This window comes from Roseateles sp., assembly GCF_047654805.1.
Taxonomy (GTDB): Bacteria; Pseudomonadota; Gammaproteobacteria; order Burkholderiales; family Burkholderiaceae_C; genus Pelomonas.
Window position 1 is genome coordinate 4,109,285 of the sequence record NZ_JASGIV010000001.1, and the last position, 26,316, is coordinate 4,135,600.

26 protein-coding genes are annotated in these 26,316 nt (G+C 67.3%); 2 read left to right on the forward strand and 24 right to left on the reverse strand.

Annotation, left to right across the window (positions count from 1 at the left end; genetic code table 11):
* Positions 1 to 66: 66 nt before the first annotated feature.
* Together QM732_RS18625 and QM732_RS18630 are read left to right on the forward strand one after the other, a co-directional pair.
* A complete protein-coding gene (locus QM732_RS18625) occupies positions 67 to 459 on the forward strand; it encodes a ribonucleotide reductase subunit alpha (RefSeq protein WP_415657585.1) in 393 nt (130 codons plus the stop codon).
* 6 nt (positions 460 to 465) lie between these two features.
* A complete protein-coding gene (locus tag QM732_RS18630) occupies positions 466 to 852 on the forward strand; it encodes a putative zinc-binding protein (RefSeq protein ID WP_415657586.1) in 387 nt (128 codons plus the stop codon).
* Here the strand turns inward: QM732_RS18630 and QM732_RS18635 are convergent.
* The 24 genes from QM732_RS18635 to QM732_RS18750 all read right to left on the reverse strand — a co-directional run bounded on the left by QM732_RS18635 (position 821) and on the right by QM732_RS18750 (position 26,310).
* Positions 821 to 1,651 carry an anaerobic ribonucleoside-triphosphate reductase activating protein gene (locus QM732_RS18635; RefSeq protein ID WP_415657587.1) on the reverse strand — a complete coding sequence of 277 codons (831 nt, stop codon included), beginning with the start codon at positions 1,649 to 1,651 and terminating at the stop codon, positions 821 to 823. The two genes, QM732_RS18630 and QM732_RS18635, sit on opposite strands and share 32 nt — an antisense overlap.
* Entirely contained in the window at positions 1,648 to 1,827 is a 180-nt protein-coding gene (gene nrdD, locus QM732_RS18640) for an anaerobic ribonucleoside-triphosphate reductase (protein ID WP_415657588.1), read from the reverse strand. Before nrdD ends, QM732_RS18635 begins: the two co-directional genes overlap by 4 nt.
* A gap of 11 nt (positions 1,828 to 1,838) precedes the next feature.
* Complete coding sequence (locus QM732_RS18645; RefSeq protein ID WP_415657589.1) at positions 1,839 to 3,848, reverse strand: ribonucleoside triphosphate reductase; 2,010 nt, start codon at positions 3,846 to 3,848, stop codon at positions 1,839 to 1,841.
* Positions 3,849 to 3,940: 92 nt separating this feature from the next.
* Positions 3,941 to 4,366 carry a ubiquinone anaerobic biosynthesis accessory factor UbiT gene (gene ubiT / locus QM732_RS18650; RefSeq protein ID WP_415657590.1) on the reverse strand — a complete coding sequence of 142 codons (426 nt, stop codon included), beginning with the start codon at positions 4,364 to 4,366 and terminating at the stop codon, positions 3,941 to 3,943.
* Positions 4,363 to 5,259, reverse strand: coding sequence for a U32 family peptidase (locus QM732_RS18655; RefSeq protein WP_415657591.1), 897 nt, complete (start codon positions 5,257 to 5,259; stop codon positions 4,363 to 4,365). Before QM732_RS18655 ends, ubiT begins: the two co-directional genes overlap by 4 nt.
* Before the next feature lie 112 nt (positions 5,260 to 5,371).
* Positions 5,372 to 6,412 (reverse strand): ubiquinone anaerobic biosynthesis protein UbiU, encoded by a 1,041-nt coding sequence (gene ubiU / locus QM732_RS18660; protein ID WP_415657592.1) that lies wholly within the window; start codon positions 6,410 to 6,412, stop codon positions 5,372 to 5,374.
* A gap of 1 nt (position 6,413) precedes the next feature.
* Positions 6,414 to 6,707 (reverse strand): DUF2249 domain-containing protein, encoded by a 294-nt coding sequence (locus tag QM732_RS18665; RefSeq protein ID WP_415657593.1) that lies wholly within the window; start codon positions 6,705 to 6,707, stop codon positions 6,414 to 6,416.
* Between the two features lie 46 nt (positions 6,708 to 6,753).
* Positions 6,754 to 7,449 carry a carbonic anhydrase gene (locus QM732_RS18670; RefSeq protein ID WP_415657594.1) on the reverse strand — a complete coding sequence of 232 codons (696 nt, stop codon included), beginning with the start codon at positions 7,447 to 7,449 and terminating at the stop codon, positions 6,754 to 6,756.
* Between the two features lie 4 nt (positions 7,450 to 7,453).
* Entirely contained in the window at positions 7,454 to 8,203 is a 750-nt protein-coding gene (locus tag QM732_RS18675; protein ID WP_415657595.1) for a peptidylprolyl isomerase, read from the reverse strand.
* 2 nt (positions 8,204 to 8,205) lie between these two features.
* The gene (gene narI / locus QM732_RS18680; RefSeq protein ID WP_415657596.1) at positions 8,206 to 8,907 is read right to left on the reverse strand and encodes a respiratory nitrate reductase subunit gamma; all 702 of its coding nucleotides are present in this window, start codon (positions 8,905 to 8,907) and stop codon (positions 8,206 to 8,208) included.
* On the reverse strand, positions 8,904 to 9,599 hold the full coding sequence (narJ, locus tag QM732_RS18685) for a nitrate reductase molybdenum cofactor assembly chaperone (protein WP_415657597.1): 696 nt from the start codon (positions 9,597 to 9,599) through the stop codon (positions 8,904 to 8,906). Before narJ ends, narI begins: the two co-directional genes overlap by 4 nt.
* A gap of 11 nt (positions 9,600 to 9,610) precedes the next feature.
* A complete protein-coding gene (gene narH / locus QM732_RS18690; protein WP_415657598.1) occupies positions 9,611 to 11,146 on the reverse strand; it encodes a nitrate reductase subunit beta in 1,536 nt (511 codons plus the stop codon).
* A gap of 17 nt (positions 11,147 to 11,163) precedes the next feature.
* Positions 11,164 to 14,955, reverse strand: a complete 3,792-nt coding sequence (locus QM732_RS18695; protein WP_415657599.1) for a nitrate reductase subunit alpha — start codon at positions 14,953 to 14,955, stop codon at positions 11,164 to 11,166.
* Positions 14,956 to 14,966: 11 nt separating this feature from the next.
* Positions 14,967 to 16,304, reverse strand: a complete 1,338-nt coding sequence (locus QM732_RS18700) for an MFS transporter (RefSeq protein ID WP_415657600.1) — start codon at positions 16,302 to 16,304, stop codon at positions 14,967 to 14,969.
* A gap of 112 nt (positions 16,305 to 16,416) precedes the next feature.
* On the reverse strand, positions 16,417 to 18,030 hold the full coding sequence (locus tag QM732_RS18705) for an antiporter (RefSeq protein ID WP_415657601.1): 1,614 nt from the start codon (positions 18,028 to 18,030) through the stop codon (positions 16,417 to 16,419).
* An 18-nt stretch (positions 18,031 to 18,048) separates the two neighbouring features.
* A complete protein-coding gene (locus tag QM732_RS18710) occupies positions 18,049 to 19,302 on the reverse strand; it encodes an MFS transporter (RefSeq protein WP_415657602.1) in 1,254 nt (417 codons plus the stop codon).
* Positions 19,303 to 19,761: 459 nt separating this feature from the next.
* Positions 19,762 to 20,418, reverse strand: coding sequence for a response regulator (locus tag QM732_RS18715; protein ID WP_415657603.1), 657 nt, complete (start codon positions 20,416 to 20,418; stop codon positions 19,762 to 19,764).
* Positions 20,415 to 22,271, reverse strand: coding sequence for a type IV pili methyl-accepting chemotaxis transducer N-terminal domain-containing protein (locus tag QM732_RS18720; RefSeq protein WP_415657604.1), 1,857 nt, complete (start codon positions 22,269 to 22,271; stop codon positions 20,415 to 20,417). Before QM732_RS18720 ends, QM732_RS18715 begins: the two co-directional genes overlap by 4 nt.
* 76 nt (positions 22,272 to 22,347) lie before the next feature.
* Entirely contained in the window at positions 22,348 to 22,569 is a 222-nt protein-coding gene (locus QM732_RS18725) for a DUF3079 domain-containing protein (RefSeq protein WP_415657605.1), read from the reverse strand.
* 9 nt (positions 22,570 to 22,578) lie between these two features.
* Positions 22,579 to 23,217, reverse strand: a complete 639-nt coding sequence (locus QM732_RS18730) for a hypothetical protein (RefSeq protein ID WP_415657606.1) — start codon at positions 23,215 to 23,217, stop codon at positions 22,579 to 22,581.
* A gap of 18 nt (positions 23,218 to 23,235) precedes the next feature.
* Entirely contained in the window at positions 23,236 to 24,426 is a 1,191-nt protein-coding gene (locus tag QM732_RS18735) for an NnrS family protein (protein WP_415657607.1), read from the reverse strand.
* Positions 24,404 to 25,516 carry a hypothetical protein gene (locus QM732_RS18740; protein WP_415657608.1) on the reverse strand — a complete coding sequence of 371 codons (1,113 nt, stop codon included), beginning with the start codon at positions 25,514 to 25,516 and terminating at the stop codon, positions 24,404 to 24,406. The genes QM732_RS18735 and QM732_RS18740 overlap by 23 nt, the downstream gene beginning before the upstream one ends.
* A 9-nt stretch (positions 25,517 to 25,525) precedes the next feature.
* Positions 25,526 to 25,858 carry a metal-sulfur cluster assembly factor gene (locus QM732_RS18745; RefSeq protein WP_415657609.1) on the reverse strand — a complete coding sequence of 111 codons (333 nt, stop codon included), beginning with the start codon at positions 25,856 to 25,858 and terminating at the stop codon, positions 25,526 to 25,528.
* On the reverse strand, positions 25,855 to 26,310 hold the full coding sequence (locus QM732_RS18750; RefSeq protein ID WP_415657610.1) for an Rrf2 family transcriptional regulator: 456 nt from the start codon (positions 26,308 to 26,310) through the stop codon (positions 25,855 to 25,857). Before QM732_RS18750 ends, QM732_RS18745 begins: the two co-directional genes overlap by 4 nt.
* Positions 26,311 to 26,316: the final 6 nt, after the last annotated feature.

A 26,316-nucleotide genomic window follows, 5' to 3' on the forward strand; every position in this document is an offset into this window, starting at 1 on the left:
TTCGGGCTACCCCGGCCTCCTCCGTCGGAAGCGCCACGGGCGGCCGTGCGGGCTTAGGCTGACGCCATGAACATCGAGCATTTCGACGACCTGCTGGCCATGGCCCGGGCGCAAGCCGAACCGCAGCGCCTGCTGATGGTCTTCACCACCGCGGAGTGCGAACCCGATGCGACGCCCGAACAGCGGGCCGCACATGCGGCCGGCGCCGGCGGCGTTCTGCGGCCGCTGATGTGCGTGGACAAGGATCCCGCCGAGCTGGCCGACTTCGCGGCCCTGTCGGCCGAGGCCCGTCGGGCCGGGCCGGCATGGCAGTTGGTGTTCACCGCCGCGCTGTCCGGCCCCACGAACGGTGGCGAGGTCCAGCGAATGCTGGACCTGCTGGTCAAGCGCGTGGAGGCCGGCGAGTTCGGCGGCCTGCTGCCGTTCAACCCGGCGGGCGAAGCGGTCTTCATCAACTGATCCGCCATGCGTGAGCTGCCCCTGGTCTACGCCTGTTCGGGCTGCTCCAGCGCGGCCCAGCTCGCCAACCACCTGGCCGTGCGCCTGGACCGCGGTGGTGAGGCCGAGATGTCCTGCATTGCCGGAGTGGGTGGTGGCGTGAAGGCGCTGGTGCGAACGGCGCAACGCGCGGCCGAGACGAGCCGGCTCATCCTCGCCATTGATGGCTGCCCGCTGGCCTGCGTGCGAGCATGTCTGGCCCGCGTCGGCGTCGCGACAAGCACGGAGCTTCGCCTGCACGAGCACGGCGTGCGCAAGGTCCAGCACAGCGACTTCGACCCCGCCCAGGCCGAGGCCCTGTTGGCGCTATGCCGCGACCTGCTCAGGTCGCGCGCAGCAGCAGATCCGGCCTGATTGCCCGGGCCTCAGCCAGCAGCGCCGGCGACGGCCAGGCGATTGGCGCATGCAGCGCTCCCGCCTCGTCCGGCAGGCGCGCGAGCTGCAGCACATGACGTGGCACAGCGGCCAACTCGCGCACAAGGTGCAGCAGGTCGGTATCGGTGAACCATGCCGGGTGGACGGTGCTGCGGCATTCGAAGCCCACGTCGCCAGCCTGCAGCAGCGCCAGCGATTCACGCACCGCACGCACGCTGCCGCGCCGGCCGGTGATGCGGTCATGCAGAGCCGCGTCGCCGGGTGCGGCCTTGATGTCCAGCCCCACCCAGTCCAGCCGCGGCAGCAGCGCAGCCAGCCGGCGCGGCGCAAGGCCGGCGGTGTGCAGGCCAACTGCATAGCCCATCGAGCGAAGCTCGTCGAGAGCGTCCGGCAGGGCCGGATCCAGCGAGGGCTCGCCGCCGCTGAAGACAACGCCGTCGAGCCGCCCAAGGCGGCGGGTCAGCCAGTCGCGCAGCGCAGGCCAGCGCGGTCCGGCGCCCCGGCCTCGTGGCTGCAACCCGGGGTTGTGGCAGTAGCCGCAGCGCCAAGGGCAGCCCTGCAGGAAGACTACCGCCGCGAGCCGTCCGGGGAAGTCGACGCTACTGAAGGGCTGCAGGCCGGCGACTGCCAGTGAGTCAGCCGGTGTTTCCGCGCGCGGGCCGGGGACCGGGTTGCTCCCTTGCCGGCCCGCATTGGTGATGTGCCCGCCGGTCGGGACGGCCAGCATCGCCGTTCCCTGGGGGGACTGGCCAAGGCACTTCTCGGTCGAGGGGATCACGGTGCGACGCGTCGCTCCTCGAAGTGCAGGCGCTCGGTGAACTCACCCTGCTTGCCGATATTGAAGGACGCGACCGGGCGGTGGTAGCCCATTACGCGGGTCCAGACCTCGCAGCGCTGGCGCTCCTCTTCGCGCAGCGTGATGTCCTGTTCCTGGCGTTCGATGACAGCGTTCATGGGGATCTCCTTCAGGCAGGTTGGGATTGGGATTCGCGGCGTTTGCGGGCCAGGCGCTCTTCGTCGCACTTGGGGCAGAACTCGTGGTGCCCGGCCATGTAGCCGTGAGTCGGGCAGATCGAGAAGGTCGGCGTCACCGTGACGTACGGCAAGCGGTGGCAGCTCAGCGCGCGCCTGACCAGCTCGCGGCACGCCGCGGCCGAGCTGATGCGCTCGCTCATGTAGAGGTGCAGCACCGTGCCGCCGGTGTACTTGCGCTGCAGCTCCTCCTGACGCTCCAGCGCCTCGAAGGGGTCGTCGGTGAAGCCCACGGGCAGCTGCGAGCTGTTGGTGTAGTAGGGATTGGCGTCGCTGCCGGCCTGCAGGATGCCGGGCCAGCGACGGCGGTCTTCCTTGGCGAAGCGGTAAGTCGTTCCCTCGGCCGGCGTGGCCTCAAGGTTGTAGAGGTGGCCCGTCTGTTCCTGGAACTCCACCATGCGCTCACGCACATGATCCAGCAGCCGCACGGCGAGAGCGTGGCCTGACGCACTCGTGATGTCGTGCCGGCCACGCGTGAAGTTGCGCACCATCTCGTTGATGCCGTTCACGCCCAGCGTCGAGAAGTGATTGCGCAGGGTGCGCAGGTAGCGCCGCGTGTAGGGGAAGAGGCCCTGGTCGATGAGGCGCTGGATCAGCTTGCGCTTGATCTCCAGGCTGTCACGCCCCAGCTCCAGCAGCCGGTCCAGCCGCTCCAGCAGGCCAGGCTCGTCACCGGCATGCAGATGGCCCAGGCGCGCGCAGTTCACCGTGACGACACCTACCGATCCAGTCTGCTCGGCCGAGCCGAACAGACCATTGCCCCGCTTGAGCAGTTCGCGCAGGTCCAGTTGCAACCGGCAGCACATGGAGCGCACCATCTGCGGCTCCAGGTCGGAGTTCAGGAAGTTCTGGAAGTACGGCAGGCCGTAGCGCGCTGTCATCTCGAACAAGGCCTCTGTGTTTGGATGGGTCCAGTCGAAGTCCTTGGTGATGTTGTAGGTCGGGATGGGGAAGGTGAAGACGCGTCCCTTGGCGTCCCCGGCCGTCATCACGTCGATGTAGGCGCGGTTGATCATGTCCATCTCGGCCTGCAACTCGCCGTAGCAGAAGGGCTGTTCCTCGCCAGCGATGACGGGCACCTGCTCGGCAAGGTCCGTCGGGCAGGTCCAGTCGAAGGTGAGGTTGGTAAACGGCGTCTGCGTGCCCCATCGCGAGGGCACGTTTAGGTTGTAGATCAGCTCCTGCAGGCACTGGCGCACTTGCTCGTAGCCGAGGCCGTCCTTGCGGACGTAGGGCGCGAGGTAGGTGTCGAAGCTGGAGAAGGCCTGGGCGCCGGCCCATTCGTTCTGCAGCGTGCCAAGGAAGTTGACGATCTGTCCGACGGCGCTGGAGAGATGCCTGGGCGGCGCGGCCTCGACCTTGCCCGGGACGCCGTTCAGCCCCTCGTGCAGCAGCGTGCGCAAGCTCCAGCCGGCACAGTAGCCGCTGAGCATGTCGAGGTCGTGGATGTGGAGGTCGGCGTCGCGATGGGCCTGCCCCACCTCGGGCGGATAGACATGGTCGAGCCAGTAGTTGGCCACTACCTTGCCCGATACGTTCAGGATCAGCCCGCCCAGGCTCCAGCCCTGGTTGGCATTGGCCTGGATGCGCCAATCCCGCTGCTGAAGGTACTCGTCCATCGTGGCCTGCACGTCGACGAGGGTCTGGCGCGCGTCGCGCAGGCGGCGATGCTGCTCCCGGTAGACGATGTAGGCGCGCAGCGTGCGTCGCCAGCCCGCGCCGAACAGCGTGGATTCGACGGCATCCTGGATCTGCTCTATGCCGGGCAGCGTGCGCGACATCAGCTCGGGCAGAACCCCGTTGTCGGTCAGCCAGAGTGCTTCGTCGTCGCCGAACTCGCCGCTGGCGCGACCGGCGCGCGCCAGGGCCTGGGCAATCTTGCCGGCGTCGAAGGCCTCCAAGCGGCCATCGCGCTTCATCACCTGTTGGGGATAGAGGGTCATTGCGCTACCTATGGTGCATGTAGCACCTCGCAGGCACTACATCTAGTGCGGCGCAGTGTGTCCGCCGGTCGCAGCAGCGTCCTTGAAGCAGATCAAGAAGCCGTCACATCCCACAGCGGCCCGATAGCGTCCAGCGTGTTCTTCAACACCAGGCCATACTCCGTGTCGCCCTCCATGACGAGCGCGCCTTCGAAGAACAGGCGGTCGGCGTCGTCCTCGCCTCGCAGCAGCCGCCACAGCGCGTCGGCGCGGGCGCGCAGGCGCAGGTGCGGCGCTCCTTGCTCGCCGGCGGCCCGAAAGCCGCGCTCGCCCAGACGCAGGCGCACGCGGGCGCCCAGTTCCCGCAACTCGATCTCCACCGTCTGCCCCTGCAAGGCCTGGCGTTGAGACGCGTCCAGGCGCGGCAGCAGCAAGCGGTCCAGCAGCAAGGCTAGCGCCATGGATGGTGGGCGGCTGGGCAGCCGGGCGACGCGCTCACGCCAGTGCGGCGGCAGGCTGGGAAGGGTCACGGAGGTCACGCTGCCTCCGCGAGGCCAGGCTGGCGGCGCGCAAACCCGTCCACCAGGCGGCCAGGCAGCGGCAGTCCGCGCAGTTCGGCCAATGCGTCCTGCGCATCGGCGCCGCGCGCGAACACCGCGTCGAAGAGTTCGACGACGCGCATGAAGTGGGTGCCGCAAGGCGACAGCCTCAGCAGGCCCACGCCAGCATTGCGCAGGGCCACGCCCTGTGCGATCAGGCATTGCAGCGCCGCGCTCTGCGTCTGGACGCCATTGAGCGCGAGGAAATCCTCGCCTTCCCCCGTGCGCAGCAGCAGACCGTCAGCGTCGTCGCGGCAACGGAACTGGCAGTCGTCCTTCTGCAGCCTGTGGTGGCGAGCCGTGAAGCAGCGCGCCGAGAAGGCCAGCGGCAGGCGGCCGAAGCCCCAGACCTCCGTCGTGATCGCCGATGGGGCCGGGTTGACGCATGCCACCGTATCCAGCGGCAGCTCGACCGGCGCCACCCAACGGTCCGCGCCCAGCGCGGCATGCTCGCCCAATGCATCGGCGTTGTAGATGTTCAGGTGCGGCCCCAGCGTGATCGGGCGGCGGCGCAGGCGCGACAGCACCTGCAGCGCAGCGGCATCGCCGGCCTCGACGGGAAACTCGTCCTGCTCGCATACGCGACGCAGCGTGCGAAGCTCGGCCTCGCTCATGATCAGGGCCTGGGTCGCCAGGCGCACATCCTTGCCGGCGGCGCGCAGCTCGCGGGCGATGGCCAGCCAGTCGTCGAACCGGATCTCGTTGCGCCGCGAGCAGACCAGTTCGCCCAACACGATGCCATGCACCGGCGCGTCGGCCAGCTCGGCATAGAAATTCAGCAGCGCCTCGCGCGGCCACCAATACAGCAGTGGCCCTACCGAAAGACCCATCATCGAGAAGCCTCCTTCCTGATTTGCTTCGCCGGGCGCGGGCCAAGGCGTCCCGTCAAGCGGTCGTCGGCCCGTTGATGTCCCATGGGGCAAGGCGCACAGCGCCTCAGGGGACTCATCGCCAGGGCCTGTCATAGGCGCCGAGGGTGTGCTGCTGCCCCTCGGCCCAGCGCGAGAGCTGACCGTCCCACGCCGGCTGCACGCTGTAGCGGCCGCGCCCCTCCTGTGCTGCCCAGGCTGCATCGATGGCGGCGCGCCAGACCTTGGTGACCTCGGCCACGTAGGCAGGGCTGCGCTGGCGCCCCTCGATCTTGATGGCCGCCACGCCAGAATCGATCAGCTGCGGCAGCAGGGCCAGCGTGTTGAGGCTGGTGGGCTCCTCCAGCGCATAGTCGCCCGCCAGCGCACCGACCTCGAAGCGGCCTTTGCACAGCGTCGGGTAACCGCGAGGCTCACCGGGCCGGTAGTGGTCAATCAACACGCCGCCCAGGCGTGCACGCACACCGTCGGGCGCCTCGTCCCAGCGCACCGCGCCCGGTGGCGAGCAGACGCCGGCGGTGTTGGGAGACTGGCCTGTGGCGTAGCTGGACAGCGCGCATCGACCTTCCACCATCACGCAAAGGCTGCCGAAGCCGAAGACCTCCACTGGCACGTTGCAATGCTTGAGCAGTTGTTGCACCTGCTGCAGTGTCAGCACGCGCGGCAGCACGGCACGCTCGATGCCGTAGCGCTGCTGATAGAAGTTGATGGCCTCGTAGTTGGTGGCGGACGCCTGCACCGAGAGATGCAGCCTCAGTTGCGGATGTCGGCGGTGCGCATCGGCCAGCACGGCACTGTCGGCAACGATGAGCGCGTCAGCCCCCAGCTCGGCGGCGTGGTCCACGGCACGCCGCCAGGGCGTGGTCTCACGTGCGTCGGCGAAGGTGTTCAGTGCCATCAGCACCTGGCGGCCCAGGCGGTGCGCCAGCTTCACGCCCTCGCGCACCTGCGCCGCATCGAAGTTCAGGCCGGCGAAGTTTCGCGCGTTGGTGGCGTCCTTCAGGCCCAGATAGACGGCGTCGGCGCCCGCGTCCAGCGCCAGCTGCAATGCGCGCAGCGAACCGGCCGGGCAGACGAGCTGGGGCTTGCATGGCGGTGGGCAGGGCTCGATGGGCATCTCAGCCTCGACCGCCACAGCTGCAGCCGCAACCACCGGGGGCTGGCGTCGCCTGGTCGGCCCCATCCACGAGGCGGCCGACGCGGATGCGCCAGTAGTCGGGCTCGGCCTGCACGACCTGCCAGCTGAAGGCTTCGGGATGGTGGGCACGGAACTGCATCAGCAGGCCGCGCGGCTCATGATCGTTGACCAACTCGAATGACTCCCCTGGCGCGAGCGCATCGAAGCACTGGAAGGCGAGTCGGTGGCGCTGCGGCGGGGCAAGCGGACGAAGATCGTGGATGGGCGTGTTCATGGAGCGTCAGCCTAGGGCTGACCACCCCGACGCGCCTTGACCTGGTTCAAGAGCAGGCTAGCGGCACACCGCTCGGATCCAGGCCGTCCTCCTCGCCGCACAGCCGGTAGGGGCCGGTACCGGCGTTATCGGCGCGCGAGGCCGGCACGAAGGCGCCTACGTCGACATCGAAGACATGCACCTCTCCGTCCTCGATGACGTAGTGCCAGCCGTGCAGCGTCAGCGCGCGCGCCTCGACCTGCTCGCGCACCATGGGGTAGTCCATCAGCCGTTCCAGCTGCAGCACGATGGCGCGTTGCTCGGTGCGGCGCAGCGCCTCGGGACCTGGCTCGGCCACGGGCAGCGCGGCCTCGCGCCCCAGGTCCAGCCAGCGCACGAGGTTCTGCGCGGCGGGAGGCACCTCGCCATACAGCGCGCGGATGGCGCCGCAATGGCTGTGGCCGCAGACGATGATGCGATGCACCTGGAGGTTGAGCACTGCAAACTCGATGGCCGCCGCCGTGCCGTGAAAGCCCTGACTCTGATCGTAGGGCGGCACGAATGCTCCAACGTTGCGCACAAGGAAGAGCTCGCCCGGGCCGGAGCCCGTCAGCAGATATGGCACGAGGCGCGAATCGGAACAGCCGATAAACAGCGTCAGCGGATGCTGGCCGTCGTCGACCAAATGCCGAAACAGCAAACGCTGCTGCGGGAAGGCATCGGTCTGGAAACGGCGCAGGCGCTCAAGCAGCTCGTCGGGCATGGATCTACTGAACGAGCGGAGACGTGGCCTGTTGAAGCTCCACGCCTTGCAGCTGGGCGTCCGCCGCCAGCGTCTGCAGATACTGGCGCAGCGCGCTGATCTGGTGCAGCTGGCGCATGTGCTGCGCCACTGCGTCGCGCACCTGCTCGAAGTCCGGCAATCGGCCCGGCTCGCGCGCGTCGATTGCAGCGATATGCAGGCCGAAGCGGCTGTGCAGCAGGCGTGGCAGCACGCCGATCTCGCTGCGACCGAACAGCTCCTTGGCGAACTCGGGGGCGCAATCATCTGCGGTCAGCCATCCGAGCCGCCCACCATCTGCACCACTTGGGCAGTTGGACAACTCCTTCGCTGCCTCTGTGAACGCAGCCAAATTGCTGGCCCGCAAAGTGATCAGGTGGCTCTCGGCGCGCTGGCGCAGCAGGCCTACGTCGACGCCTGGCGTGACCGCGAACAGCACATGGCGTACCTGCACGCGTTCGCCCTGGGCGTAGTGGCGGGCGTTGGCCTCGTAGTGGCGGCGGCAGGCGGCCTCGTCAGGCTCGGGGCCGGCCAGTTCCTGTGCGATCAACGCCTCGATGGCCCGGCTGGCCGCTGCACTGATGGCGCCCTCCCTCGGCGCGGGATCATCGGCAGCGAGCAAGCCCAATTCCATGGCGCGCTGGCGCAGCAGCTCGGTGCAGGCGCGCTGGCGTAGGGCATCGCCGTCCAGCGTCTCTGCAGCGGTAGCAATCTCGATCTCGTTGACGCTAGCCATGTTCAACCTCGCTTCGGCAGGTTCAGGCGGCGAGAACGCACCACTTGGTAGGGCCTGAACACGTAGAACACCGAGGCCAAACCGCTCCACACGTGCACCAGGCGGCTGAAGGGGAAGAGCAGGAAGATGGTCATGCCCAGCACCATGTGCACCTTGTAGGGCCAGGCCAGCGGTACCAGCCCGCTGGCGTCGGGGTTGAAAGTGACGATGCGCTGCGCCCAGTCGGACAGCACCAGCATGACGGTGCCGTCGGCGTGCGACAGCGAGAACGGCAGCGTGATCAGGCCCAGACTGAGCTGCACCCACAGGATCCACAGGATGGCGAGGTCCGTGCGGTGGCTGGTGAGGCGGATGCGCGGGTCCGTCATGCGGCGCCAGATCAGCATGGACAGGCCGATGAAGCAGGCTGTACCGGCAATGCCACCGGCGACGATGGCAAGCATCTGCTTGTTGGCCGGGCTGATGAAGTGCTCGTAGAGGGCGTGCGGCGTCAGCATGCCGACCGTGTGGCCGACGAAGAGGAAGAGGATCCCTCCATGGAACAGGTTGCTGGCCCATTTCATGCCACGCCGGCGCAGCATTTGCGAGCTGTCACTCTTCCAGGTGTACTGGTCGCGGTCGAAGCGGGCCAGGCTGCCCATCAAGAAGACGGCGAGGCAGATGTAAGGGTAGACGACGAACAGGAAGTTGTGCACGGCGTTCATGCGGATGCTCCCGGTTGATGCGCGGCTGGCTTGCGCACGATGTGGATGGGTTGCGGCTGTTCAGGCCGCGACTGGCCGGCCGACGAGCAGCCACCGAAGGCTTCGGGCTCGGCCCAGACCTCGTCGAGCTCTGGCTCTGGCGGGATGTCGACACGTTCAGCGCGTTCGCCTGCCAGTTCCAGCACAGCGGCCAACACGCTCGCATAGACGCTCTGGCGGCGCTGCAGCGCGCTGAAGATGGCTCGGCCGATATGCGCGACCTCGGCAAGGAAGGCGCGCGCCTCACGGGCCGGCTGAGTGCTGGCGAACTCCAGCACCACGGCTAGGTGGTCGGGCAGCTCGCCGGGCGCAAGGTAGAGGCCAGCACGCTCGTAGGTCTGCTGCAGGTCGATCATGGCCGGACCGCGGTCGCGCGAGTCGCCATGGATGTGCTCAAACAGGTGTAGCGCCGTGCCGCGACCGCGATCGAAGAGGTCGACGAAGTCGGCCTCGACCGTGAACGGATCGGCCTGCTGCAGGCGCTGCAGCAGAGCACACAGCTCTTCCAGGCGGGCGGCCGGTAGCGCGGCCTCGCGCCTGAGGGCCAGCATGAGTTCGGGGATCGCTGCGCGAAACTCGGCATCGGGGTAGCGCAGCAGCGCGGCGAGCACGCGCAGACTGTGCGGGGCGGGCATGGGCTTGGAATTGAACATGGCCGCCTCTCTCAGATCGTCGCCTTGATGGGAATGGTGCGCTTCTTCTCCGAGCCGAACAGGCTGGTCTCGGTGACCCCCTCGGAGCAGCCGTTGCCGAAGCTGAAGCCGCATCCTCCGCGCACGTTGAATGCGTTCTCGGCGTACTCGCGGTGCGTGGTCGGGATGACGAAGCGGTCCTCGTAGTTGGCGATGGCCATCACGCGGTACATCTCTTGCACCTGGGCCTCACTGAGACCCGCTTGATCGAGCACGGTCTGATTCTTCACGCCGTCGACGTGCAGGCCGCGCTGGTAGGCGCGCATGGCCAGCATGCGCTCCAGCGCCGTGACCACGGGCACGGTGTCCCCGGCCGTCAGCAGGTTGGCGAGGTACTGCACCGGGATGCGCAGCTGGTTCACGTCGGGCAGCTCGCCCCCAAACCTCGAATCGGCGCCGAGCTGGCCGGCGTTGGCTGCCGCACTGATGGGCGACAGCGGCGGCACGTACCAGACCATGGGCAGCGTGCGGTACTCGGGGTGCAGCGGCAGGGCCACCTTCCAGTCCACGGCCATGCGGTAGACAGGGCTGTTGCGCGCGGCCTCCAGCCAGCTGTCCGGGATGCCGTCCTTGCGCGCTTGCTTGATGACGGCGGGATCAAAGGGATCGAGGAAGAGGTCGAGCTGGGCCTGGTAGAGGTCCTTGTCATTGGGCGTGGCGGCGGCCTCGGCGATACGGTCAGCGTCGTAGAGCAGCACGCCGAGATACCGGATGCGGCCCACGCAGGTCTCGGAGCACACCGTGGGCTGCCCGGCCTCTATGCGGGGATAGCAGAAGATGCATTTCTCTGCCTTGCCGCTCTTCCAGTTGTAGTAGATCTTCTTGTACGGGCAGCCCGACACGCACATGCGCCAGCCGCGGCACTTGTCCTGGTCGATCAGCACGATGCCGTCTTCCTCGCGCTTGTAGATCGATCCCGAGGGGCAGGACGCGACGCAAGCCGGGTTCAGGCAGTGCTCGCACAGCCTCGGCAGGTACATCATGAAGGTGTTCTCGAACTGCCCGTAGATCTCCTTCTGGACATCGTCGAAGTTCTTGTCCTTGCTGCGCTTGCTGAACTCGCCGCCGAGAATCTCCTCCCAGTTTGGCCCCCACTCGATCTTCTCCATGCGCTGGCCCGTGATGAGGCTGCGCGGCCGCGCGGTGGGCGCCTGCTTCATCTCGGGCGCCGACTGCAGGTGGTCGTAGTCGAAGGTGAAGGGCTCGTAGTAGTCGTCGATCTCCGGCAGATTGGGGTTGGCGAAGATCTTCATCAAGAGCTTCCATTTGCCGCCCTGGCGCGGCTCCAGGCTGCCGTCGGCCTTGCGTATCCAGCCACCGTTCCACTTGTCCTGGTTCTCCCATTCCTTGGGATACCCGATGCCTGGCTTGGTCTCGACGTTGTTGAACCATGCGTACTCAACGCCGGGGCGGCTGGTCCAGACGTTCTTGCAGGTCACCGAGCAGGTATGGCAGCCGATGCACTTGTCCAGGTTCAGCACCATGCCGATCTGTGCGCGAATCTTCATTGCTTGCTCCTCGCGATTCAGGGGTTTTCGCCTTGCGACTGGTAGGCCGCGGCAAGGTGGTCGTCACGCGGGGTGTCGAGCCAGTCAACCTTGTTCATCTTGCGCACCACGACGAACTCGTCGCGATTGGTGCCGATGGTTCCGTAGTAGTTGAAACCGTAGCTGTACTGGGCGTAGCCACCGATCATGTGCGTAGGCTTGGTGACGATGCGCGTCACCGAGTTGTGGATGCCGCCGCGCACGCCGGTGATCTCGCTGCCGGGCGTGTTGATGATCTTTTCCTGCGCGTGGTACATCAGCGTCATGCCGGGGTTCACACGCTGGCTGACGACGGCGCGGGCCGCGATGGCACCGTTGACGTTGAACAGCTCCACCCAGTCGTTGTCTTCGATGCCCGCGCTCCTAGCGTCGTCCTCGCTGAGCCAGATGACGGGTCCACCGCGGTTGAGCGTCAGCATCAGCAGGTTGTCGCTATAGGTGCTGTGGATGCCCCACTTCTGGTGAGGCGTGATGAAGTTCAGCACGATCTCTCGGTTGCCGTTGGGCTTGATGCCCTGGATCTCGCCAGTGGTCTTCAGGTCCACCGGCGGACGGTAGCTCGTGAAGCCTTCGCCGAAGGCGCGCATCCACGGATGGTCTTGATAGAACTGCTGGCGGCCGGTCAACGTGCGCCATGGAATCAGTTCATGAACGTTGGTGTAGCCGGCGTTGTAGGAAACCTTCTCGCTCTCCAGTCCGCTCCAGGTCGGCGAACTGATGATCTTGCGCGGCTGCGCCTGGATGTCGCGGTAGCGGATCTTCTCGTCTTCACGGTGCAGAGCAAGGTGCTCGTGCTCGCGGCCCGTGAACTTGGACAGCGCCTCCCAGGCCTTGACGGCGACATGGCCGTTGGTCTCCGGTGCGAGCTGCAGGATGACCTCGCAGGCATCGATGTCGCTGACGATGCGCGCCCGGCCGGCGCTGTTCACGCCGTTGAGCTCTCCCAGTTGCTCGACCTCGGTCTTGGTGTCCCAGCCTATGCCCTTGCCGCCGTTGCCCAGCTTCTCCATCAGCGGACCCAGCGACGTGAAGCGCTCGTATGTAGCCGGGTAGTCGCGTTCGACGACGGCGATGTTGGGCGCCGTCTTGCCCGGAACGAGTTCGCACTCGCCCTTCTTCCAGTCTTTCACGCCAAAGGGCTGGGCCAGCTCGGCCGGCGTGTCGTGCATCAGCGGCGACATGACGACTTCCTTTTCCACGCCCAAGTGGCCGATGCAGACACGGCTGAAGGCCTTGGCGAATCCCTTGTAGATCTCCCAGTCGGAGCGCGACTGCCAGACCGGGTCCACGGCTGCCGACAGCGGGTGGATGAAGGGATGCATGTCGCTGGTGTTGAGGTCGTTCTTCTCGTACCAGCTGGCGGTGGGCAGGACGATGTCCGAGTAGAGGCAGGTCGTGCTCATGCGGAAGTCCAGCGTCACCAGCAGGTCCAGCTTGCCCTGCGGAGCCTGCGCATGCCAGCGCACCTCTCTCGGCTTGGCATCGTCCACACCCAGATCCTTGCCCTGCACGCCGTTTTCTGTGCCCAGCAGGTGCTTGCAGAAGTACTCATGCCCCTTGCCGCTGGATCCCAGCAGGTTGGAACGCCAGACGAACATGTTGCGCGGCCAGTTCTGTGGCGCGTCGGGATCCTCGCAGCTCATCTGCAGCGAGCCGTCGCGCAGGCCCTGAACCACATAGTCTTTGGGCGCCATGCCCGCGCCGGCGGCGTCGCGGGCGACCTGCAGCGGATTGGTCTTGAGCTGTGGGGCACTGGGCAGCCAGCCCATGCGTTCCGCGCGCACGTTGCAGTCGATCATGCTGCCGTTGAACTCGGCGCGCTCGGCCGCAGTGGCCAGCGGCGACAGCACCTCGTCCACGCCCAGTTTCTCGTAGCGCCATTGGTCAGTGTGGGCATAAAAGAAGCTGGTGCTGTTCTGCTGGCGCGGCGGGCGTACCCAGTCCAGCGCGAAGGCCAGCGCCGTCCAGCCGGTCTGCGGGCGCAGCTTCTCCTGACCCACGTAGTGCGCCCAGCCTCCACCGCTCTGGCCAATGCAACCGCACATCATCAGCAGGTTGATGACACCGCGGTAGTTCATGTCGCAGTGGTACCAGTGGTTCATCGCCGCGCCGATGATGATCATCGACTTGCCGCGGGTCTTGTGCGCGTTCTCGGCAAACTCGCGCGCCACGCGGATGACCTGGGCGCGCGGCACGCCAGTGATGGCCTCCTGCCACGCCGGCGTGTAGGGGGCGTTGTCTTCATAGTCGCGGGCACCGCTGCCGAAGCCGCGGTCAACGCCGTATTGCGCGGCCTGCAGATCGAAGACGGTGGCTACCAGCGCCTCTCCATCCTGCGTCTTCAGCCTGGTGGACGGCACGCGGGCGCGGTGACTGACGCCGTCCTGCTGCGGGTTGGGCGTGAAGTGCTCACTGGCGCTGCCCGCGAAGTAGGGGAAGGCCACTTCGGTAATCTCGTGCAACTGCTCGCCGTCCTCCACGAGCGAGAGCTTGAGTTTGACGTCGCCGTCGGCCTGAGCCTCCTTGGCCTCAAGGTTCCACTTGCCGGCGTCATCGCGACCCTCAGCCCCCCAACGGAAGCCGATGGAGCCGTTGGGCAGCACGAGGCGCCCCGTGGCGTCGAACGCCAGCGTCTTCCACTCGGGGTTGTTGCTCTGGCCCATATGGCCCTGCAGATCGCTCGCGCGCAGATAGCGCGTCGGCACGCGCGTCTTGCGGCCGTCTGACAGGGTCTGCTCCTCCAGCAGCACCAGCAGCGGTAGGTCGGTGTAGCGCCGCGCGTAGTCGTCGAAGTAGGGGCTGCGCTGCTTGAAATAGAACTCGTTGAGGGCGACGTGGCCCATGGCCATCGCCAGCGCCGCATCGGTCCCCTGCTTGGGATGCAGCCACAAGTCGGCCAGCTTGGCGACTTCGGAATAGTCAGGCGTCACCGCTACCGTCTTCGCGCCCTTGTAGCGCACCTCGGTGAAGAAGTGGGCATCTGGCGTACGCGTCTGCGGCACATTGCTGCCCCAGGCGATGATGTAGTTGGAGTTGTACCAGTCGGCCGACTCAGGCACATCGGTCTGCTCACCCCAGATCTGCGGGCTCGCCGGTGGCAGGTCGCAGTACCAGTCGTAGAAGCTCATGCAGACGCCACCGATCAGGCTGAGATAGCGACTGCCGGCGGCGTAGCTGACCATGGACATCGCCGGGATCGGCGAGAAGCCAATGACTCGATCTGGGCCGTGCTGCTTGATGGTGTAGACGTTGGCAGCGGCGATCAGCTCGTTGACCTCGTCCCAGCTGGAGCGCACGAAGCCACCCATACCGCGCACCTGCTGGTAATCGCGCCGCGCTGACTCGTCGCCCTGGATCAGCGCCCAGGCGTCGACGGGGCTCTTGGCCACCGCCAGTGCCTCACGCCAGCGCTTGAGCAGCCGCCCGCGCACCATGGGATATTTCACCCGGTTGGCGCTATAGAGGTACCAGCTGTACGACGCACCACGGGCGCAGCCGCGTGGCTCGTGGTTAGGCAGGTCGGCGCGCGTGCGCGGATAGTCGGTCTGCTGGGTCTCCCAGGAGACGATACCGCCCTTGACGTAGATCTTCCACGAGCAGGAGCCGGTGCAGTTCACGCCGTGCGTGCTGCGCACGATCTTGTCGTGCGCCCAGCGGTTGCGATAGGCATCCTCCCAGGTGCGATCCTCGCCGGTGCTCACGCCGTGGCCACCGGCGAAGACTTCCTTCGGCAGCTGGAAGGCGGTCAGTCGATCCAGAAAGTGGGACATCAGTTTCTCCGTTAACAGGACAGTGGGGCGCTGTGCCGGCCGTAGCACCACCAGCAGATGGCCATGCAGCTCAGGTAGAACGCCAGGAAGCAATAGAGCGCGGCCTGGGGACCGCCGGCCAGCGTGATCGCGCTGCCGAAACTCTTGGGGATGAAGAAGCCGCCGTAGGCGCCTACGGCGGAGCACAGGCCCAACGCGGCGGCGCCATGCGCCTGAGCCTCGCGAAGAGAACCGCGGCCGTGCTGGGCCTCGCGCAGAAAGCCCAGCGGCACCATGCGGAAGGTGCTGCCGTTGGCGATGCCGGCGGCGATGAAGAGCAGCACGAAGCTGGCGGCGAACAGCCACGCGCGCCCTCCGTCGCCCAGGCTGGCCAGCACACCCATGACGCCTAGCGCCAGGCCGCCGAAGCAGGCCAGGCTGACCCGCGCGCCGCCGAAATCGTCAGCCACCCAGCCACCCAGCGGCCGAGCTATCGCACCCACCAGCGGGCCTAGCCACACCAGTTGCTGCGCACCATCGAAGTCAGGGAACTGGCTGCGCAGCAGCAGCGGGCCGGCCGCCGCAAAGCCGATGAAGCTGCCGAAGCTGCCGAGGTAAAGCCAGCTCATCAACCAGCTGTGGCGGTGCGTGAAGAGCTGCGCCTGCTCCGTCATGCCGACGCCGGTCGAAGGCAGGTCGTTCATGCCGAACCAGGCGGCCAGACTGCTTGCCGCTATCAGCGGCAGCCAGACCAGCCCGGCATTGGCCAGCCACAGTCCGTCCCCCTGCGCCGGCACGCCGAAGAGATCCAGGGCAACCACGACCGGCACTGTCCATTGAACGAGGCTCACGCCCAGGTGCGCAAAGCCCGCGCCCAGGCCCAGTGCCATGCCCTGCTCGCGCGCCGGGAAGCACGCACTGATGTGGGCCATGCCACTGGCGAAATTGGCGCCGCCCAGGCCGCACAGCAGGGCCAGGACCACCATCCATTCGTAAGGCGTCGCGGGATCCCGTACGGCCAGCGCGATGCCCGCCGTCGGCAGCAGCAGGCTAGCTGTGGAGAAGGCGGTCCAGCGCCGCCCGCCCACCCAGCGCACGGCGAAGCCGTAGAAGATGCGCAGAGTCGCTCCGCACAGGGCGGGCAGAGCGCTGAGCCAGAACAGCTGGTTGGTGGTGTAGCGGAAGCCCGCCGCCGGTAGATGCACAACCAGCACCGACCACAACATCCACACCGCGAACGACAACGCCAGCGCCGGGATCGCGACGCCGAGGTTGCGCAGCGCCACCGCACGGCCTCGCCGGCCCCAGAAGTCGGGGTCCTCTGGGTTCCAGGGCAGCGGCAGAGGCAGGGGCTTGGACACGAGGTTCATGCTCCGCCGCGGAGATGGTGTCGACCATCCATCGCCGGTCGGGTGGGGCCGGCGCTGAAGGACGAGGCTGGGCCGCATCGGCATCGTTCTTTCGGACGAGGCGAGAGCGGACTCAGGGGTTGCGGACTTCCGCGCCACGACGCAGATAGAACCACCAGTTCAGCACCAGGCAGACCGCGTAGAAGGCGGCAAAGCCGTACATGGCGTACTGCGGCGTGCCGGCCTTGATCTGGTCGCCGATGACGATGGGCGCGATGAATGCACCGTAGGCGGCCACCGCCGAGGTCCAGCCAAGCACGGGACCGGCCTGGGTGCGGTCGAACAGCACGCCGATGGTGCGGAACGTACTGCCGTTGCCGATGCCGCTGGCCGCAAACAGCACGATGAACAGGCCAAGGAACGCCGGGAAGTACTGCTCGGGCGTCGCCGAGCCGTAGGCTTGCATCATCACGTAGCCCACCGCCACCGACGCGGCCACCATGATGGCCGAGATCAACTGCGTGACGATGGAGCCACCGATCTTGTCGGAGATCCAGCCTCCGATTGGCCGCACTGCGGCACCGACGAAGGGGCCGATCCAGGCGTAGGCCAGCACAGTGGGCGCGTTGGGGTTGTGGGCACTGTGCTGCATGACGCCGTTGGCGTCCGGCAGGTGGCTGACACCGAAGATCACTTTCATGGCCAGAGGCAGGGCCATCGAGAAGCCGATGAATGAGCCGAAGGTGACGATGTACAGCGCCGTCAGGCTCCAGGTGTGCTTGTTGCGGAAGATCGCGAACTGCTTGGCAATGTTGTCCTTCATCGTGCCGAAGGCGGCCAGCTTCATGATCAGCAGCGCGGCAACGATGTCCAGCGGGATCGCCACCCACATGCTGATCAGACCCAGCCCGGTGGGCCTGGGCAGGTAGAGATACAGGCCCAGGACTGACGGGATGAAAGCCAGCGTGTAGAGCCAGACGATCTTCGCGAAGGCCAGTGGCGGCGAGCCAGTGTCGGGCGACACCGGCTTCAGGTTGCTCATGCCCCACCAGCACAGCAGGGACAGCGGTACCAGCGACAGCACCCAGGCGAAGCCCGCGTTCTGGATCCAGGTCGGTGTACCCGAGGCAATCTTGCCGAAGATCCAGCCGCTGTCCTTCAGCAGCAGTTCCGGTGCACCGCCGAAGGCGCCGAACAGACCCACGGTCATCACCAGCGGGATGACGATCTGCATCGTCGTCACGCCGAAGTTGCCCAGGCCCGCATTGAGGCCCAGCGCCGTGCCCTGCAGCCGCTTCGGGAAAAAGGTGCTGATGTTGGACATCGACGACGCGAAGTTGCCACCGCCCACGCCGCACCACAACGCCATCAACTGGAACGCCCACAGCGGCCAGTCCTTGTGTTGCAAGACGATGCCGGTGCCGATCGCCGGCGCAAGCAGCATGGCCGTGGTCAGGAAGATGGTGTTTCGCCCACCCGAGAGGCGAATCAGGAAGGACGCCGGAATGCGCATCGTCGCGCCGGCGATGCCGGCAATGGCCGTCAGCGTGAATAGCTCGGCCTGGCTGAACGGGAAGCCCAGGTTCAGCATCTGCACGGTGATGATGCCCCACATGCCCCAGACGGCGAAGCCGCACAGCAGGGCCGGGATGGAGATCCAGAGGTTGCGGTAGGCGATGCGCTTGCCGGTTGAATTCCAGAATGCCTCGTCCTCGGGGCGCCAGTCCGCGATGTCGTTCTTGCTCATGTGTTGTCCTTAAGGGGATCAGGCGGGTTGGGCGCCACGGCCCATGACATCGGTGCGGCGTACCTCGGTCCAGTACATCCAGATCAACGAGACCCAGACAACGCCGTACATCAGCATGAAAGCGCTGGAGCGGACGCCGGTCAGGTCCAGCAGCGCGCCGAAGAGGATGGGCAGGATGAAGCCGCCGAGACCGCCCGCCAGGCCCACGATGCCGCTGATGGCACCGATGTTCTGCGGGTAGTCGTCACTGATGTACTTGAAGACCGAGGCCTTGCCGAAGGCCCAGGCCACGCCCAGGACGGCCAGCAGTCCGGTGAAGGCATAGACGTTGAGGCCGAGATGGAAGGTCTTGGCGCCATCGAGCGTCATGATGGTGAAGTCGGTCTGCGGATAGCTGAGCAGGAACAGGCAGATCCAGCTCACCCACATGACCCACCATGTGACCTTGTGGGCGCCATACTTGTCCGACAGCACGCCGCCGATGGCGCGCAGCACGCCACCTGGCAGGCTGAAGCAGGCCGCCAGCAACGCCGCGACGCGAATGTCCAGGCCGAACTCGCCGACGTAGTACTGCACCATCCATAACGCCAGCGCCACGTAACCGCCAAAGACGATGCTGTAGTACTGGCAGTACTTCAGCACGCGCGGATCCTTCAGCGCCTTGAGCTGGTCACCGAAGCTGACGTTGCTGGTGACGAGGTGCCTGGGATCGCTGTGACTGAATAGCCAGAACAGCACTACGGTGCCGGCCATGATGGCCGCGTAGACCTGGGGAACCATGGCCCAGCCGAAGCTGACAAGCAGCACCGGAGCGACGAACTTGTTGACGGCCGAACCCGAGTTGCCGGCGCCATAGACGCCCATGGCCATGCCCTGGCGGCTCTTGGGGAACCAGCGCGCGACATAGGGCGTGCCGACAGAGAACGAACCACCCGCCAGACCTACAAAGAGCCCGATGACGAGGAAATGCCAGTACTGCGTGGCATAAGCCATCAGCCAGATGGCCGGTACTGTGACCAGCATCAGCAGGGCCATGACGACGCGGCCGCCATACCGGTCGGTCCAGATGCCCAGTGGCACGCGAACCAGCGAGCCGGTCAGCACCGGCATGGCCGTCAGCAGGCCGAACTCGGTGGCGTTGAGGCCTAGCTGCTTCTTGATCGGGATGCCGATGACGCCGAACATCATCCACACCATGAAGCAGACGGTGAAGGCCAGGGTGCTGACGATCAGGACCGACCAGGCCCTGCGGTCGACGGGGGCTGCGCTCATGCAGAATCCTCCTCAGTGGCGATAAGGAGACTGTCCCGCGCGGCGCCCGCGGCGCCCATTCACCGGAGGATCAGCGTGGCACCGCCCGCCGGGAGGACGATGGCTGATCCAGCCTCGTCCAAAAGAACTAGTTGGGCTGGAGCCGGGCTGAGCACAGAAAGGCGGGCAGGCTTGATGCTTCGCCGTTCGGGCCAGTTGCCGGATCCTCCATCAGGTGCTGACAGGCCCTACGGCTCTTGACACCCGGACTCGCCATCCGAGCCGCGCGCCTCAGAACTGCCCGGCCTCATGCTTGGCGTGATGCTCGGTCCTCGCCGCAAAGAACGCAGTGCCGCCAAGACCAGGACACAAGGGAACGCATTCGCGCCGGCAAAGAGGAAGGCCCGGCCCGTAGGTCCCAAGGGCACGGAGCATCTGCGGCCCCGCCCGGCCCCCGCAGCCAAGTCGTTGATGGGAATCTCAGGAGCGCTGTTGCGTCACCAGCACCGCCGCCTGCACACGCGAGTCCAGGTCCAGCTTGCGCAACAGGTGCTGCACATGGATCTTCACCGTCGTCTCGGCAATGCCCAGCTCCCGAGCGATTTGCTTGTTGGAGTCGCCGCGGGCGATCAACTGGGCGATCTCGCGCTCGCGCGGAGATAGCGCGCCCAGCGGGTCGGGCGGCGGCGGGGCGGCGGCGGCGGCCTCATGGCGGAAGGCCGTGGCCAACTTGCCGGCCATCTCCGCGCTGAAGCTGGAGACACCGCGGGCCGCACGCTCTATGGCCTGGGTCAGCTCATGGTTGTCGGCCGTCTTCAGCAGGTAACCGCAGGCGCCGGCGCGCAACGCAGCGCCAAGGTCGGCTTCCGACTCGCTCATCGTCAGCATCAGCACCTGCGCGCCTGGCGCGGCGGCCTTCAGTGCGGGCAGCGCCTGCACGCCGGTGACGCCCGGCAGGTGGTTGTCCAGCAGGATGACCTGGGGCTTGGTTTCAGCGGCCAGGCGCTCGGCCGCGCCAGCATCGCCGGCCTCGCCGACCACCTGCAGCTGCGACTGCGTCGCCAGCAGCGCGATCAGGCCACGGCGGAAGAGGGTGTGGTCGTCGACGACGAGCACGCGGATGGGGTCAGCGCTCATGGGTTCACCGCTTCGGATTCGGGCAGCGAGATACGCACCAGCGTGCCTCGCCCTGGTTGGGAGTCAAGTGCCACCGCAGCGCCCACCTTGGCCGCACGCTCGCGCATGATGCGCAAGCCAACGTGACTGTCGTCAGGCGCATCGGCTGCCGGATCGAAGCCACAGCCGTCGTCACGCACATCGATCTGCCAGTGCGGCTGATGCATCAGCCGCACCTGCACCTGGCTGGCCTGCGCATGCTTGCGCACGTTGGCCAGCGCCTCCTGTACAACGTGCAGCAACTGCACCTGCACATCGGCCGGCAGCGGCGCACCATGGCCGTCGACCTCCAGCTCCGCCGACACACCACTCTGCAGCCGGAACTTCTGCAGGGTCTGTTGCAGCGCGGGCAACAGGTCGTCGCCGTCTGTACGGGTGCGGAAATGCATCAGCAGCGCCCGCACGTCTGCAGTGCACTCCTTCAGACCCAGCGCCAGCTCGTCGACGAGGCGCACCGCCGCATCAGGTTTTCCGTCCTGCTGTGCATCCTTCAGCAACTGCAGCTGGATCTTCATGAAGGCCAGACTTTGTGCGATGGAGTCGTGCAGCTCGCGGGCCAGCATGCCGCGCTCCTCGGCAACGGCGGCCTCGCGCTGCAGCGCGGCGCTGCGCAGGCCATCCATGGCGCTGGCCAGATGGCTGGCCAAGCTGTCCAGCAGCTCACGATCCGCCTTGCTAGGCCGGGGCACGTCCCGGAACAGCAGGTCCACTTCACCCATCACGCGCCCCTGCACCGTCAGGCCGACGGCCGTCACGGCGACGAAACCGGCCCTGGCGCAGTGCGACGCAGGCTGTGCTCCGGAGGCGATAGGAATCACGCGCGCCTGCGGAGCCGGGGTGCCGCAATGGCAGTCGCCTGGTGCCACGCAGCGCTCAGCGTCCAGCATCGCCGGTGGCAAGCCTTGGGCAGCCAGCAAGACCATGCGCTGCTGACTCGGGTCCAACCAGCGCAGCGCCACGGCGTCGGCGCCGGCCGCCTGGCGCATGCGCTCAGCGAAGCCGACCGCCAGGTCGCGCGGTGATGAGGCTCCGGCGGCAAACGCCGTGGCTTCGTAGAGCGTGGCCAGGCGCTGCTGCTCCAGACGCAAGTCCGCCGTCTTGGCGCGCACCTCGTCCTCCATGCCGCGGTAGACCGCCTCCAGCCGCTGCGCCATGCGGTTGAAACCTCGCGCCAGATCACCGAACTCGTCCTGCGAGTCCTCGGCCACCCGGGCGCCCAGCGTGCCTTGCTCCAGCGCCTGCAGGCCGCGGCGCAGACGGTCGACCGGCGCGAAGACGACCAGGTGCGAGGCGTATAGAAAAATCATGGCCGCCGCGATCGCCAGCCCCACCAGGGCCAACTGCACGCTGGACAGCAACGAGCTCCAGCTCGCCATGCGCGCCTCAACGGCGTCCACGAGGACGTCGATGCGCGCCACCAGCGCCTCGGCCTGTGCGCCGTTGGGCACGGGCAGGCCGTCGGACGAAGCCGTCTTTAGCTGCTGCCAGGCCTCGCGCACACCGCGGTAGGCAAGCAGGGTGGGCTCGTCGCGGGGAAGGAAAAGCGGCCGTGCGGGATCGCCGTCCACCAACAGCTGCAACGAGGCGTCGTAGGCCCTCACCAGCACCCGCAACGGCTCGCCGGTCTCCTGGTGGACCAGGCGCCAGGTCTGCATGCGCAGTCGCCCGGCCTCGTTGACCGCCGCCGCACCGCCTTCGAGCTGCCAGCCTATCCACAGCGTCAGCCCGATGGAGGCAAGCGCGATGCATAGCAGGGCGGCCCCCAGGACGCCGACCTTGGTGGCGAGACGCGCGCGATTCCAGCCCTTGTTCAATTGAATGGTCTCCGTGCGACGCATTCTGGTCAGCGCTCCCGCGGAGGCCTTGACTTCGCGCAAGGTTCGCGGCGAATCACTCCGTTAGCGTCGGCAGCGGGCCGGGCCGCTGGTCGGCGCCGGCCGGCTCGGCTGCATCCAGCCCCCAGTTCATCCAGTCCTCGCCGAACAGCTCACTGGGGTGAGGCGTGGCGACAGAACCGTTGCCACATTGCAGCGCATCAGACGGGCAGTAGCGATCGCAGCCCCAGCAGACACGCCCCGGGTTGGCGGGCCGGATCGGGAACTTCTTGCTCATCCGCCACTCCTAAGCTGCCACCGGCACGCTACGCAGCCGCTGCACAGGCCGCACCATGAAGACGCTGCCATCGCGCCCGTGCTCCAGCAGCAGCGCGCGCACGCGTGCCTGCCAGAGCGCCCCCAGATCAGCCTCCTGACGCATCGTCGCCTTGCCAGCGGACAGCAGCGCGACCAGATGCTCAAGCTCCGGCGGCATGGGCAGCAACGCCGTGTCGACACCCACATCCACCGCGGCATGCGTATCGAGCCGGGTGAAGCGCAACGCCATCATCAGGTCGGGCTTGATGCGGATGAGCCCAGCGCGGCTAAAGCGCCCGCCCAGGCCCTTGAAGCCAGAGCCGCCTGCCGCGCCCGTGAGCATCTGCACCACCGTCGCAATGACGCCGGTACCGCCAGTGCGCGCGTCATCACGGAACTCAACCTTGATGCCGCCGCGCTGCGGCAGGCCGTCCGGGTAGAGCTGTTCCAGCGCCAGCCAGGTGAGCCAGTAGGCCGACGCGACAGCCACGCAGGCGTGGCCGGTCAGCCTCACGGCATCGGCGAAGCCGTACTCAAGTACGCCGTCCTCGGCGCAACCCAGCACACGGGCCAACGGATCCTGCACCCGCAGGCGGGGAACATGGTCGAAGTAGTCGGGCAACTTCATGAGGATGCTTTCTTCAGGTCAGCCAGGACGGCCGTCGACACGTGGTCGAGAAAGAACCGGCCAATAGCGCAGCGCGTACAGGCCGAAGCCGGCCGACCACAACAGAGCCGAGGCCAACGCCGCGTGCACGATCTGGTCCGGCACCGTCAGTGGCAGCAGCACGCGCACCGCAGCAGCGGCGGCAACCAGCAGGTAGCAGGCGACCTCGTAGCGATCCGCCTTCAGCGGCCTGCCGGTGTGGCCTCGCGCGGTACGCGTCATCATCCCGATGACGAGGCCGCCCACCGCGCCCACGGTCAGCGCATGCGTGGCCAGCGACGGCATCAGCCAGCCCAGCTCGGCCATGCCGCGCAGCAGCAGATGGACAGGTACCCACAGATAGGCCAAATGCAGGACCCAAACCAGCGGCACGCGTAGCGTGCGCCAGGGTCGCCAAAGCAGCCAACGCCAGGCCTGTACCACGCCCACTGCCAGTGCAAGCGCCGCCAGCGGCCCGCCCTGCAGACCAAGCGCGTCAGCCGCCAGCAGGGCCAGCACTCCGCCCAGGGCCGCCTTCTCGAGCCCGGGTTGGCGGGTTGCACCAGCTCCCGGTATGCCGTTGTTCGTGAACATCGGGATGACTCGCCCGCCCATGACTGCGAGGATGAAGAGCACCACGTCCAGAGCCACTGGAATGCCGAGCCCGCCTGGCACGGCGACAACCCCCAGTTGCGCCAGGTGCACGAAGCCGGCGGTGACGCCCAGCATCACGAGCAGGCCGATGAAGAAATAGTTGCGGCGGTTGCGCGCCTTCACGAAGGGCACGGCCAGTGCGGCGGCCGCGGCCAGCGGGAAGGCGATGTTGGCCAGGGCGGCAGCCACGCCCCAGGGCGTCAACACCAGCACGCGGGCAGCAACCCAGAGCGCGGCCAGCGCGGCGAGCCGCCAGCCAGTGGGCGTGGGCAGGTTGGTCCAGTTGCGGCCGGCCGTGAACAGGAAGCCGACGATGACAGCCAGAGTGAAGCCGAACAGCATCTCGTGCGCGTGCCAGACAGGGCCACCCAGGTAGGCGTGGCCCAGCAGGCCCGCATACTGCAGCGCCCACAGCGGCACGGATAGCGCCGCGAACGCGCTGGCCAGCAGGTAGAACGGCCTGAAGCCTAGTGCGAACAGGGCGAAGCCCTCAGGTCTGCGCAGCGGAGGTTCTTCAATTCCCAGCAAGGGTGTCATGTCGTGGTTTCCGTTGATCCGGCGCATGCCTGGCGCGCCAGGCGATAGCTGATGCGGCCAGCGTGATCGCGAAAGCCGCGACAGCCAGCGCGTTGCCGGCGGCACCCGCGGCCGTCAGTCGAGGGTCGAGGTGTCCCCCTAGCAACCGCACGGCCAGCGACGCATGCAGCAGCCCGAGCGGCAGATAGAAGGGCCAGCCGAACGCCACCTTCACGCGGGCGACGGCGGGCAGGATGACCGGCGCATGGCCCAGCACCATGCTGAAGACGAAACCCAGCGCCAAAGCATGCAGGGCCATGTCGCGCCAGGGCAGGCCCTGCGCCGTTGCCGCCCAGGCCAGACCGGCAGCAAACAGCCAGGCATAGCCCGTGAGCAGGCACAAGGCCATGTAGCGGCTCAGGCCGGCGGTGCGGACGGTACGGCGCGCAATGTCGAACGTCACGAGCCAGGCAGCCAGCGCCGCCAGCGACAAGCCGTAGAGGCCCCCTCCCCAGCCGGGTGCGAAGCCGGAAAGCAATGCGCCGCAGGCCGCCGCGGCCAGGATTCCCAGCAGCGCCGGGCCGGCTACGGCCTGACGGCGCATCAGCCGCGTCATCTCCAGCCGCTCGGCCGCGATGGTGAAGAGCAGGAAGCAAAACCACAGCGGGACCACCGCACCGGCCAGCACGTCCAGCGCATGGAGCAGGCTGCCTCCGGCCCAGGCCACGGCCCCGGCGAGCAGAAGCAGCGTATGGATGGCCTTCTGGCGCCGCACCACGACGACGTTGACGCACACGAAGGCCAGGGCGGCCGCCGCTGCCAGCCAGGCGGCAACCTGCGGCGCGCGGGCCAGCAGCGCGAGGCCTGCGGCACCGGACGCCAGCGGCCCGGCGAAGGCCACCGCACGCTTGACGGCCACCGCCCGCTCGATGGCGATGACCGTGCCCATGAAGGCGCAGATCATCAAGAAGGCATGGGCCACGACGGTCGCCCCCGCCACAGGCGCGGCGACGCCCGCACGCACCAAACCGCCCGCGATGCCGGCCACCAGGGAGGTCGCAACTAGGCCCGCGAAGGCCAGTCGCGACAGCAGTCCCCATGTGCCCCGCATCGACCGCCCCTACCAGCCCATGAAGGCCTTGGCCCGGTCACTCATGCGGTCGGTCGTCCAAGCCGGCTCCCACACCAGCTCGACGTTGACGGGCAGGCCCTGCGGCACGACCTGGTCCAACTCCATACAGGCGTCGTCGACGATGACGTCCGCCACCGGGCACGCGGCCGAGGTCATGGTCAGGCGCAGGTCCACGCGGTCCGGCAACACGGTCACGCCGTACACAAGGCCCACGTCGACGATGGACATGGCCACTTCCGGGTCCACCACGCGGCGCAGCGCCGCCAGGATAGGCTCCCGCAGCGTTTCAGGCCCTTCATACGGATAGGGCAGCCCGCTCATGCCGGGGCCTCCGTCGGCGCAATGAAGCGCAGCAGCTGTACCAGTTGCTGTCGATTGGCGGTGATGTCGGCCAGCGTGTAGTTGTCAAGCACGGCGTGGAATGCCTCTACCGCCTCCGCCAATACGCCCTTGAGCCGGCACTGGCTGACGATGGCGCAGCGGCTGCCCTGCGGCGAAAAGCACTCAGCCGGCAGAGCTTGCCCCTCGGTGTCACGCACAACCTCGCCGACGCGGATCTGCGCGGCCGGCTTCGCCAGCGTTAGCCCGCCCCCTTTGCCGCGCACCGTGGCGACCCAGCCGCGCTTGGCCAGGTGGTGCACGACTTTGGTCAGGTGGTTGGCCTTGACGTCGTAGGCCGCGCAGATCTCGGCCACGGTGGCGCGCCGATCGGGATCGGCGGCCAGGTACATCAGCACGCGCAGGCTGTAGTCGGTGAAGGCAGTGAGGCGCATGCTTGG

Excerpts from the sequence above, each read along its gene's own strand:
- QM732_RS18645 (WP_415657589.1), bottom strand. The coding sequence starts at position 3,848 with ATGACCCTCTATCCCCAACAGGTGATGAAGCGCGATGGCCGCTTGGAG.
- QM732_RS18695 (WP_415657599.1), bottom strand. The coding sequence starts at position 14,955 with ATGTCCCACTTTCTGGATCGACTGACCGCCTTCCAGCTGCCGAAGGAA.
- QM732_RS18670 (WP_415657594.1), bottom strand. The coding sequence starts at position 7,449 with ATGCCCGACGAGCTGCTTGAGCGCCTGCGCCGTTTCCAGACCGATGCC.
- QM732_RS18750 (WP_415657610.1), bottom strand. The coding sequence starts at position 26,310 with ATGCGCCTCACTGCCTTCACCGACTACAGCCTGCGCGTGCTGATGTAC.
- narH (WP_415657598.1), bottom strand. The coding sequence starts at position 11,146 with ATGAAGATTCGCGCACAGATCGGCATGGTGCTGAACCTGGACAAGTGC.
- QM732_RS18740 (WP_415657608.1), bottom strand. The coding sequence starts at position 25,516 with ATGCGGGGCACATGGGGACTGCTGTCGCGACTGGCCTTCGCGGGCCTA.
- QM732_RS18735 (WP_415657607.1), bottom strand. The coding sequence starts at position 24,426 with ATGACACCCTTGCTGGGAATTGAAGAACCTCCGCTGCGCAGACCTGAG.
- QM732_RS18715 (WP_415657603.1), bottom strand. The coding sequence starts at position 20,418 with ATGAGCGCTGACCCCATCCGCGTGCTCGTCGTCGACGACCACACCCTC.
- QM732_RS18675 (WP_415657595.1), bottom strand. The coding sequence starts at position 8,203 with ATGGCTAGCGTCAACGAGATCGAGATTGCTACCGCTGCAGAGACGCTG.
- narI (WP_415657596.1), bottom strand. The coding sequence starts at position 8,907 with ATGAACGCCGTGCACAACTTCCTGTTCGTCGTCTACCCTTACATCTGC.
- nrdD (WP_415657588.1), bottom strand. The coding sequence starts at position 1,827 with ATGAACGCTGTCATCGAACGCCAGGAACAGGACATCACGCTGCGCGAA.
- QM732_RS18725 (WP_415657605.1), bottom strand. The coding sequence starts at position 22,569 with ATGAGCAAGAAGTTCCCGATCCGGCCCGCCAACCCGGGGCGTGTCTGC.
- QM732_RS18665 (WP_415657593.1), bottom strand. The coding sequence starts at position 6,707 with ATGAACACGCCCATCCACGATCTTCGTCCGCTTGCCCCGCCGCAGCGC.
- QM732_RS18655 (WP_415657591.1), bottom strand. The coding sequence starts at position 5,259 with ATGATGGGTCTTTCGGTAGGGCCACTGCTGTATTGGTGGCCGCGCGAG.
- QM732_RS18700 (WP_415657600.1), bottom strand. The coding sequence starts at position 16,304 with ATGAACCTCGTGTCCAAGCCCCTGCCTCTGCCGCTGCCCTGGAACCCA.
- QM732_RS18625 (WP_415657585.1), top strand. The coding sequence starts at position 67 with ATGAACATCGAGCATTTCGACGACCTGCTGGCCATGGCCCGGGCGCAA.
- narJ (WP_415657597.1), bottom strand. The coding sequence starts at position 9,599 with ATGTTCAATTCCAAGCCCATGCCCGCCCCGCACAGTCTGCGCGTGCTC.
- QM732_RS18730 (WP_415657606.1), bottom strand. The coding sequence starts at position 23,217 with ATGAAGTTGCCCGACTACTTCGACCATGTTCCCCGCCTGCGGGTGCAG.
- QM732_RS18630 (WP_415657586.1), top strand. The coding sequence starts at position 466 with ATGCGTGAGCTGCCCCTGGTCTACGCCTGTTCGGGCTGCTCCAGCGCG.
- QM732_RS18710 (WP_415657602.1), bottom strand. The coding sequence starts at position 19,302 with ATGAGCGCAGCCCCCGTCGACCGCAGGGCCTGGTCGGTCCTGATCGTC.
- QM732_RS18705 (WP_415657601.1), bottom strand. The coding sequence starts at position 18,030 with ATGAGCAAGAACGACATCGCGGACTGGCGCCCCGAGGACGAGGCATTC.
- ubiU (WP_415657592.1), bottom strand. The coding sequence starts at position 6,412 with ATGCCCATCGAGCCCTGCCCACCGCCATGCAAGCCCCAGCTCGTCTGC.
- QM732_RS18745 (WP_415657609.1), bottom strand. The coding sequence starts at position 25,858 with ATGAGCGGGCTGCCCTATCCGTATGAAGGGCCTGAAACGCTGCGGGAG.